The 13,399-nt window shown below is 64.3% G+C and carries 10 protein-coding genes; 5 read left to right on the top strand and 5 right to left on the bottom strand.

Features of this window, described 5'->3' with window-relative positions:
• Nucleotides 1-23: 23 nt before the first annotated feature.
• From PVZ72_RS18485 to PVZ72_RS18465, 5 genes are all read right to left on the bottom strand, one after another.
• The gene (locus PVZ72_RS18485) at nucleotides 24-1,442 is read right to left on the bottom strand and encodes an OprD family outer membrane porin (protein ID WP_273862661.1); all 1,419 of its coding nucleotides are present in this window, start codon (nucleotides 1,440-1,442) and stop codon (nucleotides 24-26) included.
• Between the two features lie 145 nt (nucleotides 1,443-1,587).
• A complete protein-coding gene (locus tag PVZ72_RS18480; RefSeq protein ID WP_273862660.1) occupies nucleotides 1,588-3,180 on the bottom strand; it encodes an ABC transporter substrate-binding protein in 1,593 nt (530 codons plus the stop codon).
• Between the two features lie 42 nt (nucleotides 3,181-3,222).
• Entirely contained in the window at nucleotides 3,223-4,821 is a 1,599-nt protein-coding gene (locus PVZ72_RS18475) for an ABC transporter substrate-binding protein (RefSeq protein WP_187978673.1), read from the bottom strand.
• Between the two features lie 70 nt (nucleotides 4,822-4,891).
• Nucleotides 4,892-6,490 (bottom strand): ABC transporter substrate-binding protein, encoded by a 1,599-nt coding sequence (locus PVZ72_RS18470; RefSeq protein WP_059314002.1) that lies wholly within the window; start codon nucleotides 6,488-6,490, stop codon nucleotides 4,892-4,894.
• A 246-nt stretch (nucleotides 6,491-6,736) separates the two neighbouring features.
• On the bottom strand, nucleotides 6,737-7,444 hold the full coding sequence (locus tag PVZ72_RS18465; RefSeq protein WP_158892193.1) for an SIMPL domain-containing protein: 708 nt from the start codon (nucleotides 7,442-7,444) through the stop codon (nucleotides 6,737-6,739).
• A gap of 177 nt (nucleotides 7,445-7,621) precedes the next feature.
• On the opposite strand from PVZ72_RS18465, the gene PVZ72_RS18460 reads away from it, so the two are divergent.
• The 5 genes from PVZ72_RS18460 to kdgD all read left to right on the top strand — a co-directional run bounded on the left by PVZ72_RS18460 (nucleotide 7,622) and on the right by kdgD (nucleotide 13,356).
• A complete protein-coding gene (locus PVZ72_RS18460; RefSeq protein ID WP_183631112.1) occupies nucleotides 7,622-8,881 on the top strand; it encodes an ATP-binding protein in 1,260 nt (419 codons plus the stop codon).
• 16 nt (nucleotides 8,882-8,897) lie between these two features.
• Entirely contained in the window at nucleotides 8,898-9,458 is a 561-nt protein-coding gene (locus PVZ72_RS18455) for a response regulator transcription factor (RefSeq protein ID WP_007159542.1), read from the top strand.
• Between the two features lie 283 nt (nucleotides 9,459-9,741).
• Entirely contained in the window at nucleotides 9,742-11,475 is a 1,734-nt protein-coding gene (locus PVZ72_RS18450; RefSeq protein WP_273862659.1) for an ABC transporter ATP-binding protein/permease, read from the top strand.
• A gap of 83 nt (nucleotides 11,476-11,558) precedes the next feature.
• Nucleotides 11,559-12,311, top strand: coding sequence for a FadR/GntR family transcriptional regulator (locus PVZ72_RS18445; protein ID WP_178083873.1), 753 nt, complete (start codon nucleotides 11,559-11,561; stop codon nucleotides 12,309-12,311).
• Between the two features lie 133 nt (nucleotides 12,312-12,444).
• The gene (gene kdgD / locus PVZ72_RS18440) at nucleotides 12,445-13,356 is read left to right on the top strand and encodes a 5-dehydro-4-deoxyglucarate dehydratase (RefSeq protein WP_133859859.1); all 912 of its coding nucleotides are present in this window, start codon (nucleotides 12,445-12,447) and stop codon (nucleotides 13,354-13,356) included.
• Nucleotides 13,357-13,399 lie beyond the last annotated feature (43 nt).

The raw sequence follows: 13,399 nt of genomic DNA, 5'->3' as shown, positions 1-13,399 counted from the left end.
GTGGAAGCCGCCGGGTCCCGCCATTACAGCAGGTTGAACGGCAGGGTGGAGACCAGGCGCAATTCCTTGACGTTGCCGTCGACCTGGTTCTGGCTGGCGCGGTGATCGGTCAGCAGCAGGCGGAAGCGACTGTCCTTGAGCGCGCCCTGCTGCACCTTGTAGGTGGTGACCAGGCCGATCTCATGGTGCTTCTCGCCATCCTGCTGCAGGACCTCGGCATAGTTGGCGTACTTGCCGGCGCCGGCATCATAGTGGGTGCCGTTGATGTCCCAGCCCTTGGCGTACCAGACGCCGGTGCTCAGGCCGGGCACGCCGAAGTAGCTCCAGTCGGTCTCGTAGCGGATCTGCAGCGACTTCTCGTTGGGGCCGTTGTAGTCTGAGACCAGGGAGTTGGCCAGGTAGATGGCCGCGGTCTCGTGGGCGTAGTCGAAGTACTCGTTGCCGTCGATCTGCTGGTAGGCCAGGGTCAGGCTGTGGGCCTGGTGGCTGCCGGTGAACGCCAGGCTCCAGGCGGTGTTGTCGATGTCACCAGCCTTGGCGCTGCCGGCATCGACGGTGCGGTAGGCGTTGGCCACCGCCTTCCAGGCGAAGGTATCAAGAGAACCGCCGGCCTGGGTGACGCTCAGGAAGTACTGATTCCAGACGTCCTCGAAGTTGGCGCCATAGACGCTGACTTCCCAGCCCTGGGGCAGCTTGTAGTTGCCACCGAGAAAGCTCAGGCGGTCGGCGGTGACCTCGCGGGTACCGTACTCGGTGGTCCACTTCTCGTCGCCGGCACCGGTCCGCGGACTGACGCGGGTGAAGCTGCCACCCTGCAGCGAGAGGTTGTCCCATTCGTCGCTGGTCAGGGCGAAGCCGTCGAAACCGGAGGGGAAGGGCCGGTTGTCGTTGTAGCTGATCACCGGGGTGTCGAGCATGAACCGGCCGATCTTGAGCTCGGTGTTGGAGACGCGGAAGCGCGCATCGGCGATGCCCAGCTTGGACCACTCGGCATGGCCCTCGCCCTCGGCGTTGGCCAGGGTGCGGTTGCCGCCGCCACCGATCTGACCCTTGCCCCGCTCCAGGTTGGTGGCCTGATAGCCGGCCACGTCGATACCGAAGCCCACCGGGCCCTGGGTGTAGCCGGAGCTGTACTTGAGCGCGGTGGCCTGGACCCAGGTATTGCGCGAGTGGGTGCGCACCCGGGTGCCGTTCTTGCTGTAGCTGAATATCGGATCGGAGCTGGTCTCGCGGGCAAAGAAGTTGCGCGTGGTCAGGGTCAGGCTGTCGTCGGCGAAAAAGCCCTTGGCGCCTGCCTGGCCCTTCACCGGCTTCTGCACGTTGGGCAGGGTCTGGACCTCGTTGGCGTAGCTGGGATCTTCCGGCGCCGGGGACTGGGCGTGGGCGGTCAGGGCCAGGGTGAGCAGGGAGAGGGCGAGGCCTCCCCGGTGGACGTTGGTCATCAGGTGTGCTCCAAAGCGGTCGTTTTTTCTGTTATCTGGGCGTTTTCCGGCATGGCCGAACCCGTCGCGCCGAAACACGGCGCGAGGCGGGAAAGGTCGAGGGACGGGCCGCCCGGGCCCGGTCGCTTACGGCATCAGTTGCCGATCAGTCGAGGGTCACCGTGGAGAAGTCGTAGACCCCCAGCGGACTCTGCACATAGCCCTGCACCTTGGGTTGCAGGACATCGGTAAACAGCGGGTGCGCCAGCGGAATCCAGGGCATCTGCTGGTGGAAGATCTGCTGGGCCTGCTCGTAGAGCGCGGTACGCTGAGCCGGGTCGTTGATGCGCTTGGCCTTTTCGATGGCATCGTTGAAGGCCTTGTCGCACCAGAAGGCGCGGTTTTCGCCGCCCTGCACCGCGGCGCAGCTAAGGTTGTTGGTGAGGAAGTTGTCCGGATCCCCGTTGTCGCCGGTCCAGCTCATCATCATCAGGTCGTGCTCGCCGGCCTTGGTGCGCTTGACGAACTCGCCCCACTCGAACTGGGTGATCTCGGCCTTGATGCCGATCTTGGCCAGGTCGCCCTGGATCAGCTGGGCGACCAGGGCCGGACTGCCGCCGGGGCCGGTACCGGTGCTGATGTAGTACTTGAGGGTGAAGCCATCGGCGTAGCCGGCTTCCTTGAGCAGCGCCTTGGCCTTTTCCAGGTCATGGGGCCAGGGCTTGATGTCCTTGGCGTAGCCCAGCAGCGAAGAGGGATAGGGATTGATCGCCGCCTTGGCGCCGCCTTCGCCGAACACCGTCTTCAGGTAGTTCTGCTGATCGAAGGCCATGGCGATGGCCTGGCGCACCCGCACGTCGCTCAGCGCCTTGTGCTTGGTGTTCATCGCCAGGTAGGAGGTGGTCTGGCTTTCCACCTGGGCCAGCTTGAGGCTCTTGTCCTGCTTGAGCATTGGCACGTCCTGCGGTTTCACCGTCAGGCCGATCTGGCATTCGTTGTTGCGTACCCGCTGGATGCGCACATTGGGGTCCAGGGTCACCGCCAGCACCAGGCCATCCATCTGCGGCTTCTTGCCGAAGTAGTCCGGATTGACCTTGTAGCGGGTGTTGGAGTCCTTGGCATAGCGCTGGAAGACGAAGGGACCGGTGCCGATGGGCTTCTGGTTGATGTCGTCGGTCTTCTTGCTGGCCAGCAGGCTGTCGGCGTATTCCTTGGACAGGATCGAACCGAAGGCCATCGCCAGGTCGGCGAGGAAGGGCGCCTCGGGCTGGTTGAGGGTGAAGCGCACGTGGCTGTCGTCCACCTTGTCGATGGACTTGATCAGGCTGCCCATCTCCATGGCCGCCGCATAGGGATAGCCGCTGGGGGAGAGGTTGTACCAGGGATTGTTCTTGTCGAGCATGCGCTCGAAGCTGAACACCACGTCGTCGGCGTTGAAATCACGCGTCGGCTTGAAGTAGTCGGTGGTGTGGAATTTCACCCCCTGGCGCAGGGCGAAGGTGTACTGCAGGCCATCGGGGGAGACCTCCCAGCTTTCGGCCAGGCCCGGCTCCAGCTCGGCGGTGCCCTGCTTGAATTCCACCAGGCGGTTGTACAGCGGCGTGGCCGAGGCATTGAAGGTATAGCCGGAGGTGTAGCGACCCGGATCGAAGCCTTCCGGATTGGCCTCGGTGCAGACCACCAGGGGCCGGGCCAGGGCGGCATTGGCCGTCAGGCAGAGGAGGGCGGCGAGAGACAGCGAGAATAGCGGTTTGGACACGGAAGGCTCCTCGTGAAGGCCCGCAGGGCGGGCCGGACAGAATCAGCGGTCGAGGCTTACGCCATAGAAACCGGTGACGCCAAAGGGATTGATCTTGAAGCCCTGCACTTCTTTGCGCATGGGCTGGGACACCACCGAGTGGGCCATGGGGCTCACCGGCATCTGCTGGCGAATGAGCTGCTGCGCCTGCTCGTAGAGCCGGGTGCGTTCGGCGCGATCGTTGCTGGTCTTGGCCTTCTGGATGAGGGCGTCGTAGTCCTTGTCGCACCAGCGCGCATAGTTGCTGCCGCCGATGGCGCTGCAGCCGTAGAGCACGCCCAGCCAGTTGTCCGGATCGCCGTTGTCGCCGGTCCAGCCATAGGTCAGCACATCGTGTTCGCCAGCCTTGGCGCGCTTGATGTACTCACCCCATTCGTAGCTGACGATCTTGGCCTTGATGCCGACCTTGGCCCAATCCTGCTGGATCATCTGCGCCGACTGGCGGGCGTTGGGATTGGAGGCGCGCTGCACCGTCATGGCCCAGAGCGCGATCTCGGTGCCGTCCTTGATCCCCGCCTGCTTGAGCAGCGCGCGGGCCTTGGTCGGATCATAGGGCGCGCCCTTGATATTCTTGTCGTAGGACCACTGATTCGGCGGGATCACGTTCTGCGCGACCTGACCGGCGCCCTGGAACACGGTGTCGACGATGGCCTGCTTGTTGATGGCCATGTCCAGGGCACGCCGCACCTCGGGCTTGTCCAGCGGCGGGTGCTGGACGTTGTAGGCGAGAAAGCCGACGTTGAAGCCCGGCTGCTGCAGGACCTTGAGGTTGGCATCCTGCTTCATCTCCACCAGGTCCGCCGGACGCGCATAGCCGCTGACCTGGCACTCGTTGGCCTTGAGCTTCTGCAGGCGGGTGGCGGCGTCGGGGGTGATGGCGAAGATCAGGTTGTCGAGCTTGACGTCCTCGGGCTTCCAGTAGTCCGGATTGCCCTTGAAGCGGATCACCGCATCCTTCTGGTAGCGGCTGAAGACGAAGGGGCCGGTGCCGATGGGCTGCTGGTTGAGCAGCTCCGGCTTGCCCTCCTTGAGCAACTGCGCGGCGTACTCCGCCGACTGGATGGAGGCGAAGCTCATGGCCAGGTCGGCGGCGAAGGCGGCATCGACCTTGTTCAGGGTGAAGACCACGGTGTGGTCGTCGACCTTGGCCACCTTGGCGATGTTCTGGTCCAGCCCCATGTCGGTAAAGTAGGGGAATTCCGTGGGGTAGGCCTTACGGAACGGCTGCTCCTTGTCGAGCATGCGCTGGAAGGTGAAGACCACGTCGTCGGCAGTGAAGTCGCGGGTGGGCTTGAAGTAGTCGGTGGTATGGAATTTCACGCCCTGGCGCAGGTGGAAGGTATAGGTCCTGCCATCCGCGCTCACGTCCCATTTGGTAGCCAGGCCCGGCTCCAGGGTGGTACCGCCACGCTGGAACTGCACCAGGCGGTTGAAGACGGTTTCCGCGGAGGCATCGAATTCGGTGCCCGAGGTGTATTGCGCCGGATCGAAACCGGCCGGGCTGGCTTCCGAGCAATAGACGAGATTGCTCGCCGCCTGGGCGAGCGGAGCACAGGCGAGCAGGCTCGCCGCCAGCAACGAGTAGGCGTAGGGAAGGCGCATGGGTCTCACTCCATCAGTCAAATGAACGGCCAGGGCCGGGAGTCTGGCTCCCGACCCTGGCCAAGAGGCTTCACTTGCTGACGCTGACGCCGTAGAACTCGTTCAACCCGAAGGGGCTGATCTTGTAGTCCTGGACTTCCTTGCGCATCGGCATGTAGACCGTGGAATGCGCGATGGGCGTCATGGGTACCTGCTGCTTGAGCACCTGCTGGGCCTGTTCGTAGAGCTTGGTGCGCTCGCCCTGGTCGGTCACGCGCTTGGCCTTGACCACCAGGTCCTCGAACGGCTGGTAGCACCAGCGGGAGAAGTTGTTGCCACCGATGGCCTTGCAGCCGAAGAGGGTCGCCAGCCAGTTGTCGGGGTCGCCGTTGTCGCCGCTCCAGCCGATCAGCATGATGTCCTGCTCGCCGCTCTTGGAGCGCTTGATGTACTCGCCCCATTCGTAGCTGACGATCTTGGTCTTGACGCCGATCTTGGCCCAGTCCTGCTGCAGCATCTCTGCCATCAGGCGCGCATTGGGATTATAGGGACGCTGCACCGGCATGGCCCAGAGGGTAAGTTCGGTGCCTTCCTTGAAGCCGGCTTCCTTGAGCAGGGCCTTGGCCTTTTCCGGATCGTAGGGCGCGTCCTTGATGGACTTGTCGTAGGACCACTGGGTCGGCGGCATGGCGTTGACCGCCACCTGGCCGGCGCCCTGGTAGACGGCGTTGATGATGGCCTCCTTGTTGACGGCCATGTCCATCGCCTGACGCACCTTGAGCTTCGCCAGATCGCCATGTTCGACGTTGTAGGAGATGTAGCCCAGGTTGAAGCCCGGCTGCGACGGCAGCTTGAGATTCGGGTCCTTCTTCAGGCCGTCCAGGTCCGCCGGACGCGGATAGACGGTGATCTGGCACTCGCCGGCCTTGAGCTTCTGCATCCGTACCGAAGGATCGGTGTTGATGGAGAAGATCAGGTTGTCCACCTTGGGCCCATCGACCTTGTCCCAGTAGTCCGGGTTGGCCTTGTAGCGGATCACCGCATCCTTCTGGTAGCGGCTGAAGACGAAGGGACCGGTGCCGATCGGCTTCTGGTTGATCTCGGCAGCCTTGCCGGCCTTGAGCAGCTTGTCGGCGTATTCGGCCGACTGGATCGACGGGAAGGGCATCGCCAGGTTCTGCAGGAAGGCGGCGTCCACTTCGTTGAGGGTCATGCGCACCGTGTAGTCGTCGACCTTTTCCACCTTGGCGATGTTCTGGTCGAGGCCCATGTCGGTGAAGTAGGGGAATTCGGTGGGGTAGGCCTTACGGAACGGATTGTCCTTGTCCAGCATGCGCTGGAAGGTGAAGAGGACGTCATCGGCATCGAAGTCGCGGGTCGGCTTGAAGTAGTCCGTGGTGTGGAATTTCACGCCCTTGCGCAGGTGGAAGGTGTACACCTTGCCGTCTTCGCTGATGTCCCAGCTCTCCGCCAGACCCGGCTTGACCTGGGTACCGCCGCGCTCGAACTGGGTCAGCTTGTTGAAGATGGTTTCCGCCGACGCATCGAAATCGGTGCCAGTGGTGTATTGCGCCGGATCGAAACCGGCCGGGCTGCCTTCGGAGCAGAACACCAGGTTGGTTGCCTGGGCCAGGGGTGCGCCGGCCAGCAGACCGGAAGCGAAGAGGGCAGCGAGTACGTTCTTGTGCATGGAGACCTCATGTCGGGGACGGCGCAACACGATGTGGCGTTGCGAAACAGAATGCCGATGTCTTGTGGACAGATGAGCCCACATGCACAGCTTATGCCCATGTCCATAGCTCAGGCGAGCTATTGACCCTGAGCGACCCAAACAGGAAACAGATGTCGCAAAGATGTAAGACGAGGTATCACGACGGGAAGGCAGTGCGCACCAAAAGTGCGCACCGATACAGCGTTGTTACTTTTCTGCCCTAGATCAGGGCATCTGTACCTCGATGGTACCGCCCGCAGTCACTTCGACGGTGGTGGTACCGGGGGCAACGTCCGGAGTCACGGCATCGCTGGCAGCTTTCATCGCCGACATGCGCAGCATCGGCAGCGGCTGGGGTACGCCACTGGTGCCCAGGTCCAGGTTGACGATGCGATAGCCCGAGCCACCCAGGGCTTCGGTGGCCAGCTGGGCACGCGCCTTGAAGGCGGCCACGGCGTCCTTGAACAGGGCATCCTCCTGCTGCTTGCGGGTGCCATCGGCAATGGTGAATTGCAGGTTGCCCATCTTCAGGTTGCCCAGCAACTCGCCGGTCAGCTTGGACAGGGCAGCGAAGTCGGCGCTTTCCAGACGCAGTTCGCCGCGCTCGCGCCAGGCATTGATGGCGCGGCCCTGGTCTTCGTAGACCGGGTAAGTGTTGCGATTGCCCAGGGAAACGTCCACGCCGGCGACCTTGCGCGCCTGTTCCAGGGCGGCGTTGAGGGTCTTGGTGGTGTCGCTGGCCAGGGCCGCCGGATCCTGGCCCTGGCTTTCGGTGTAGAGCATGACCTGCATGCGGTCGCGCGGCACCTCACGACTGACCTCGGCCCTCAGGCTGATCTGGTTGTAGCGCGCTTCGTCGGCCTGGGCGCCGGTGGCGAGCAGGGTACTGAACAGGGCGGCGCCCAGCACGAGCGGGCGTAGGGAAGGGGTCATGGTGTTCTCCTGGTTGGCAGTACGACAGCGGTGTGACCGCGGACCCGGCGGATGGTGCGTCGCTTTGCCGCGTCGGCGGCTGCGGACGGATACCCATCGCTATAATGCCAAGTCTGCTCTGACCGGCAGGTCCCTCGGGGCTGCCGTCTCGATCGTTTCTTGCGCCTGGAACCTCGCATGTTCTCCTTGCCCGTTCAATGGTTGTCCGCCAATCGCCAGAATCTCGGGCGCCTGGTCCTTATCCGCGTGCTGGTACTGGCCGCCCAGGCCGGCTCGGTGGGTATCGCCCGGCTGTCGGGCATCGTCCAGCTGCCCTGGACGGCCCTGGCCATCACTCTGGGCGTCTCGGCGGTGCTCTGCCTGTTCGCCGCCCTGCGGCTGACCCGCCCCTGGCCGGTCACCGAGCAGGAGTACGCCGCGCACCTGGGTTGCGACCTGGCCATTCACAGCGCCCTGCTGTATTTCGCCGGCGGACCCACCAATCCCTTCGCCTCCTATTACCTGGTGCCCCTGACCATCGCCGCGGCCACGCTGCCCTGGCTCTATACCCTGGTGCTGGCGGCCCTGACCCTGGCGGTCTTCTCGCTGATGCTGCTGTCCTACGAGCCGCTGCACCTGCTGGTGGCCAACGATGGCGCGGTGCTCAGCTACGGCATGTGGCTGAGCTTCGCCCTGTCCGCCGCCGTCATCACCCTGTTCGTCGCGCGCATGGCCACCGCCCTGCGCGAGCAGGAAAGCCTGCAGGCCCAGCGCCGCGAGCAGGCCATGCGCGATCAGCAACTGCTGGCCGTGGCCACCCAGGCCGCCGGCGCCGCCCACGAGTTGAGCACGCCGCTGTCCACCATGAGCGTGCTGCTCAAGGAGCTGCAGCAGGAGTACGCCGGCCAGCCGACCCTGAGCGAAGACCTGGCGCTGTTGCAGGCCCAGGTCGGGCAGTGCAAGCAGACCCTGCAGCAACTGGTACGCGCCGCCGAAGCGGACCGCCGCCAGACGGTGCAGGAGCAGACCGCCGTGGAATGGCTGGAGGCGACCATGGATCGCTGGCACCTGATGCGACCGGAAGCCACCTACAGCTTCGAGGTGGTCAGTCTGGGCACGCCGCCGCGCCTGACGCCGCCGGTCGAACTTACCCAGGCACTGCTGAATCTACTCAACAACGCCGCCGACGCCTGCCCGGAAAACCTGGCCATCCGTCTGCACTGGGACGCCCGCGAATTGTGCCTGTCGATTCGTGATCACGGTGCCGGAGTGCCCCTGGCCATCGCCGAGCAGCTCGGCAAGCCCTTCTTTACTACCAAGGGCAAGGGCTTCGGCCTAGGCCTGTTTCTCAGCCAGGCCAGCGTCACCCGCGCCGGCGGCACGGTGAAGCTCTACAATCACGAAGAAGGCGGCACCCTGACCGAATTGCGCCTGCCGCGGCACTACGCCCTGGCGTGAATGCCTGGAGAATTCTATGACTGACGACCTCAACAGCGGTTTCGACGACCAGCCCCACATCCTGCTGGTCGACGACGATCCCACCTTTACCCGGGTGATGGCCCGCGCCATGGACCGCCGCGGTCTACGCGTGTCCATCGCCGACAGCGCCGAGGAAGGCCTGCAACTGGCCAAGGAAGACCTGCCGGACTACGCCGTGCTCGACCTGAAGATGGAAGGCGACTCGGGGCTGGTGCTGCTGCCCCAGCTGCTGGAGCTGCATCCGGAGATGCGCGTGGTGATCCTCACCGGCTATTCCAGCATCGCCACCGCGGTGGAAGCCATCAAGCGCGGCGCCACCAACTACCTGTGCAAGCCGGCCGATGCCGACGACGTCCTGGCCGGCCTGCTCGCCCAGCACGCCGATCTGGATACCCTGGTGCCGGACAATCCCATGTCGGTGGACCGCCTGCAGTGGGAGCACATCCAGCGGGTGCTGTCCGAGCACGAAGGCAACATCTCGGCGACCGCACGCGCCCTGGGCATGCATCGCCGTACTCTGCAGCGCAAGTTGCAGAAGCGTCCGGTCCGCCGCTGAGAACCTATTCAAAGTCGGCTGCGCGTCGGCCAATCAGCGTTGAAAAGACCTTCGGAATGCTCATTTGACACTCGTAAACCCGAGCGCGGGTCCGATCCGCTTCCTCAGGTCTTTTTGCCTTGTTTGGCTTTAGCTCGCGCGACTTTGAACAGGCTCTTTCTGCTCGCCATCGCCCACGGTAGCGTGGGCGACAAACTGTTACATTGTTTCAGTCAGAATTCATTCAGGCTTTCCGGCATAGGCTGTGCAAGCGTCTCCTTGAGCAGTCCCTGAGAGTCCGAGCATGTCCGAATCCGCCGTACCCGTGCCCTCCGTCTACGGTGCTTCCCGTGGGCATTTCCTGGCCCGCGTCTGGGCCCTGATCACCCCCTACTGGCGCAGCGAAGAGAAAGGCAAGGCCTGGCTCCTGCTGTCCGTGGTCATCGCCCTGTCCCTCGCCGGGGTCGGCCTGTCGGTGGCCCTGAACACCTGGTACCGCTACTTCTACGATGCCCTGCAGAATCGCGATCTGGCCGCCTTCATCCGGCTGATGCTGTACTTCTGCGGACTGGCCGCCACCGCCATCCTGCTGGCCGTGTACCGCCTCTATCTGACCCAGGCGCTGACCATCAACTGGCGGCGCTGGCTGACCGAAAAGCACTTCGGCCTCTGGCTGTCGGATCGCAACTACTACCAGCTGGAACGCGAAGGCGGCGCCGACAACCCCGACCAGCGCCTCACCGAAGACATCCGCGACTTCGCCGACACCACCCTGAGCCTTGGGCTGGGCTTCATCCGTACGGTGGTCAGCCTGGTGTCCTTCAGCGTCATCCTGTTCGGCATCTCCGGCAACATCACCCTGTTCGGCATCACCATCCCGGCCTATATGTTCTGGGCCGCGCTGATCTACGCCACCATCGGCACCTGGCTGACCCATCTGATCGGCCGGCGACTGATCGGCCTCTACAACCAGCAGCAACGCTATGAAGCCGACCTGCGCTTCGGCCTGATCCGCGTCCGCGAAAAGGCCGAGAGCGTGGCGCTGTTCCGCGGCGAAGCCAACGAGCACCGGCGCCTGCTGGATCGCTTCGGCTACGTCTGGGGCAACTACCACCTGGTGATGAACTACACCAAGCGGCTGACCTTCTTCACCGCCGGCTACAGCCAGATCGCCATCATCGCCGGCTTCGTGCTGGCCGCGCCGCGCTATTTCTCCGGCAAGATCCAGCTGGGCGACCTGATGCAGATCAACTCGGCCTTCGGCAATGTCCAGGAGAGTCTCAGCTGGTTCGTCGACGCCTATGTCAGCCTGGCCGGCTGGCGCGCCGTCTCCGACCGTCTGCTGACCTTTCGCGAGACCATGGCCGAATTCAGCCAGGAGACCGACATCCTGGTGCCCCATGCCAGTGACAGCGACCTGATCCTGGAAGGGCTTTCACTGGGCGCCGCCGGCCGGTTGCTGCTGCATCCCACCGATCTGCGCATCGCCCGTGGCGAACACCTGCTGATCGAAGGTGCCTCGGGCAGTGGCAAGAGCACCCTGTTGCGGGCCCTCGCCGGACTCTGGCGGCAAGGGCAGGGCGGTATCGCCGTACCGCCGGGGCGCCAGCTGTTCCTGCCGCAGCAACCCTATCTGCCCATTGGCACCCTGCGCGAAGCCCTGGCCTATCCGCAACCCGTGGCGGCCTACAGTGACGAGCGCCTGACCGAAGTCCTGCGGCACTGTCGCCTGGATCACCTGGTGGAGCACCTCGACGAAAGCCGTCATTGGGAACGTACCCTGTCGCCGGGCGAGCAGCAGCGCGTCGCCCTGGCCCGGGCGCTGCTCTATGCACCCGACTGGCTGTTTCTCGACGAAGCCAGCTCGGCGCTGAGCGAAGCGGACGAGCGCGCGCTCTATGAGCGCCTGCTGGCGGAGAACCCCGGCCTGACCCTGGTCAGCGTCGGCCATCGTCCGAGTCTGCGCGCCTACCACCGTCGCCACCTGCTGCTGGAGGGGCAAGAGTTGCGTCCTAGAGCGGTCGGCGAGGCATCCTGATATGGACTAAGCGGTCTAAATCGGGCGTTTGGGAGGAGGGGGGTGCTATGATTCCAGAGTCCCTTCAATCGGTACGAGAATCCATGTCAGCACCCACCGTATCCCGCCCCCGAAAAAGACCCCGTAGCCTGGCAGAAGAGGTCGTCGGGGTGCTGATTCAGCAGATCGGCGACGGCCAATTCCAGCCCGGCGACAAGCTTCCCACCGAGTCGGCCATCATGCAGGCCCAGGGCGTGAGCCGCACCGTGGTGCGCGAGGCCATTTCCCGACTGCAGGCCGGTGGCTATGTGGAGACTCGCCACGGCATCGGCACCTTTGTGCTGGAGCGGCGCCCCGAGTCGCCGCTGCCGATCGATCCGGCCACCATCACCACCCTCAAGGACGTGCTGGCGATGCTCGAGTTGCGCATCAGCCTGGAAGTCGAGGCCGCCGGCCTGGCCGCCCAGCGCCGCTCGGCCGAGCAACTGCAGGCCATGTGGGCGTTGCTGGAAGCCATGCGTACCGGCGTCGAGCAGCCCGATCGTGCGGTGAGCGCCGACCTGGAGCTGCATCTGCTGATCGCCAGCTCGACCGGCAATCGCTATTTCAGCGACATCATGAGCTACCTGGGCACGGTGCTGATTCCCCGGACCCGCCTCAATTCCGCCTATCTCGCCCACGATGACCAGCAGCTCTACCAGCGTCGTCTGGATGCCGAGCACGAAGCCATCCTCCAGGCCATCGAAGACGGCAACCTGGAAGCGGCTCGCGCAGCCATGCGTCTGCACCTGAGCAACAGCCGCGAGCGCCTGAGACGCGCTCACGAAGAAATGGAGCGCCAGGCGGAAGAGGTCTGAAACGGGGCTGGAGCGTCTTGAGGAGCATTTTTCTGGTTGGGGCTTGCCCCTTCCATAAAAGAGGTTGTACGATGACTTACAACAGGTAGCGGACCTGCCGCACCTCAGTCCAACCTATGCCGAGGCACTCAAGATGACTCCACAAGAACTCAAACACGTCCTCTCTTCCGGTCTGCTGTCCTTCCCGCTGACCGACTTCGATGCCAACGGCGACTTCCGCCCCGATACCTATGCCAAGCGCCTGGAGTGGCTAGCTCCCTATGGCGCGACCGCGCTGTTCGCCGCCGGCGGCACCGGTGAATTCTTCTCGCTGGAAGCCAGCGAATACAGCGGCGTCATCAAGACCGCGGTGGACACCTGCCAGGGCAGCGTGCCGATCCTCGCCGGGGTCGGTGGCTCCACCCGCCAGGCCATCGCCTATGCCCAGGAAGCCGAACGGCTGGGCGCCAAGGGCCTGCTGCTGCTGCCGCACTACCTGACCGAAGCCAGCCAGGACGGCGTGGCCGCCCATGTCGAAGCCGTCTGCAAGTCGGTCAAGATCGGCGTGGTGGTCTACAACCGCAACGTCTGCCGCCTGCAGCCCCATCACCTGGAGCAACTGGCCGAGCGCTGCCCGAATCTGATCGGCTACAAGGACGGCCTGGGTGACATCGAGCTGATGGTCGCCATCCGCCGTCGCCTGGGCGATCGCTTCAGCTACCTGGGCGGCCTGCCCACCGCCGAAGTCTATGCCGCCGCCTACAAGGCGCTGGGCGTACCGGTCTATTCCTCGGCCGTGTTCAACTTCGTGCCCAAGACCGCCGTGCAATTCTACGAGGCCATCGCCCGTGACGATCACGAGGCGGTCGGCAAGCTGATCGACGACTTCTTCCTGCCGTACCTGGAAATCCGCAACCGTTGCGCCGGCTACGCCGTCAGCATCGTCAAGGCGGGCGCCAAGATCGCCGGCTACGACGCCGGTCCCGTGCGGACCCCGCTGACCGATCTCAAGCGGGACGAATACGAGCAGCTGGCCGCGCTGATGGACAAGCTCGGTCCGCAGTAAGGTCTGCTACCCGGGAGGTGCTCCGGCATCTCTCCTCCCGTTG

Source organism: Pseudomonas sp. LA5, assembly GCF_028640825.1.
In the GTDB taxonomy this organism is placed as follows: domain Bacteria; phylum Pseudomonadota; class Gammaproteobacteria; order Pseudomonadales; family Pseudomonadaceae; genus Chryseomonas; species Chryseomonas aestiva.
Note: the sequence above shows the minus strand (reverse complement) of the source record. Positions and strands in the feature narration are given on the sequence as shown.

Excerpts from the sequence above, each read along its gene's own strand:
- PVZ72_RS18485 (WP_273862661.1), bottom strand. The coding sequence starts at position 1,442 with ATGACCAACGTCCACCGGGGAGGCCTCGCCCTCTCCCTGCTCACCCTG.
- PVZ72_RS18475 (WP_187978673.1), bottom strand. The coding sequence starts at position 4,821 with ATGCGCCTTCCCTACGCCTACTCGTTGCTGGCGGCGAGCCTGCTCGCC.
- PVZ72_RS18470 (WP_059314002.1), bottom strand. The coding sequence starts at position 6,490 with ATGCACAAGAACGTACTCGCTGCCCTCTTCGCTTCCGGTCTGCTGGCC.
- PVZ72_RS18465 (WP_158892193.1), bottom strand. The coding sequence starts at position 7,444 with ATGACCCCTTCCCTACGCCCGCTCGTGCTGGGCGCCGCCCTGTTCAGT.
- PVZ72_RS18460 (WP_183631112.1), top strand. The coding sequence starts at position 7,622 with ATGTTCTCCTTGCCCGTTCAATGGTTGTCCGCCAATCGCCAGAATCTC.
- PVZ72_RS18455 (WP_007159542.1), top strand. The coding sequence starts at position 8,898 with ATGACTGACGACCTCAACAGCGGTTTCGACGACCAGCCCCACATCCTG.
- PVZ72_RS18450 (WP_273862659.1), top strand. The coding sequence starts at position 9,742 with ATGTCCGAATCCGCCGTACCCGTGCCCTCCGTCTACGGTGCTTCCCGT.
- PVZ72_RS18445 (WP_178083873.1), top strand. The coding sequence starts at position 11,559 with ATGTCAGCACCCACCGTATCCCGCCCCCGAAAAAGACCCCGTAGCCTG.
- kdgD (WP_133859859.1), top strand. The coding sequence starts at position 12,445 with ATGACTCCACAAGAACTCAAACACGTCCTCTCTTCCGGTCTGCTGTCC.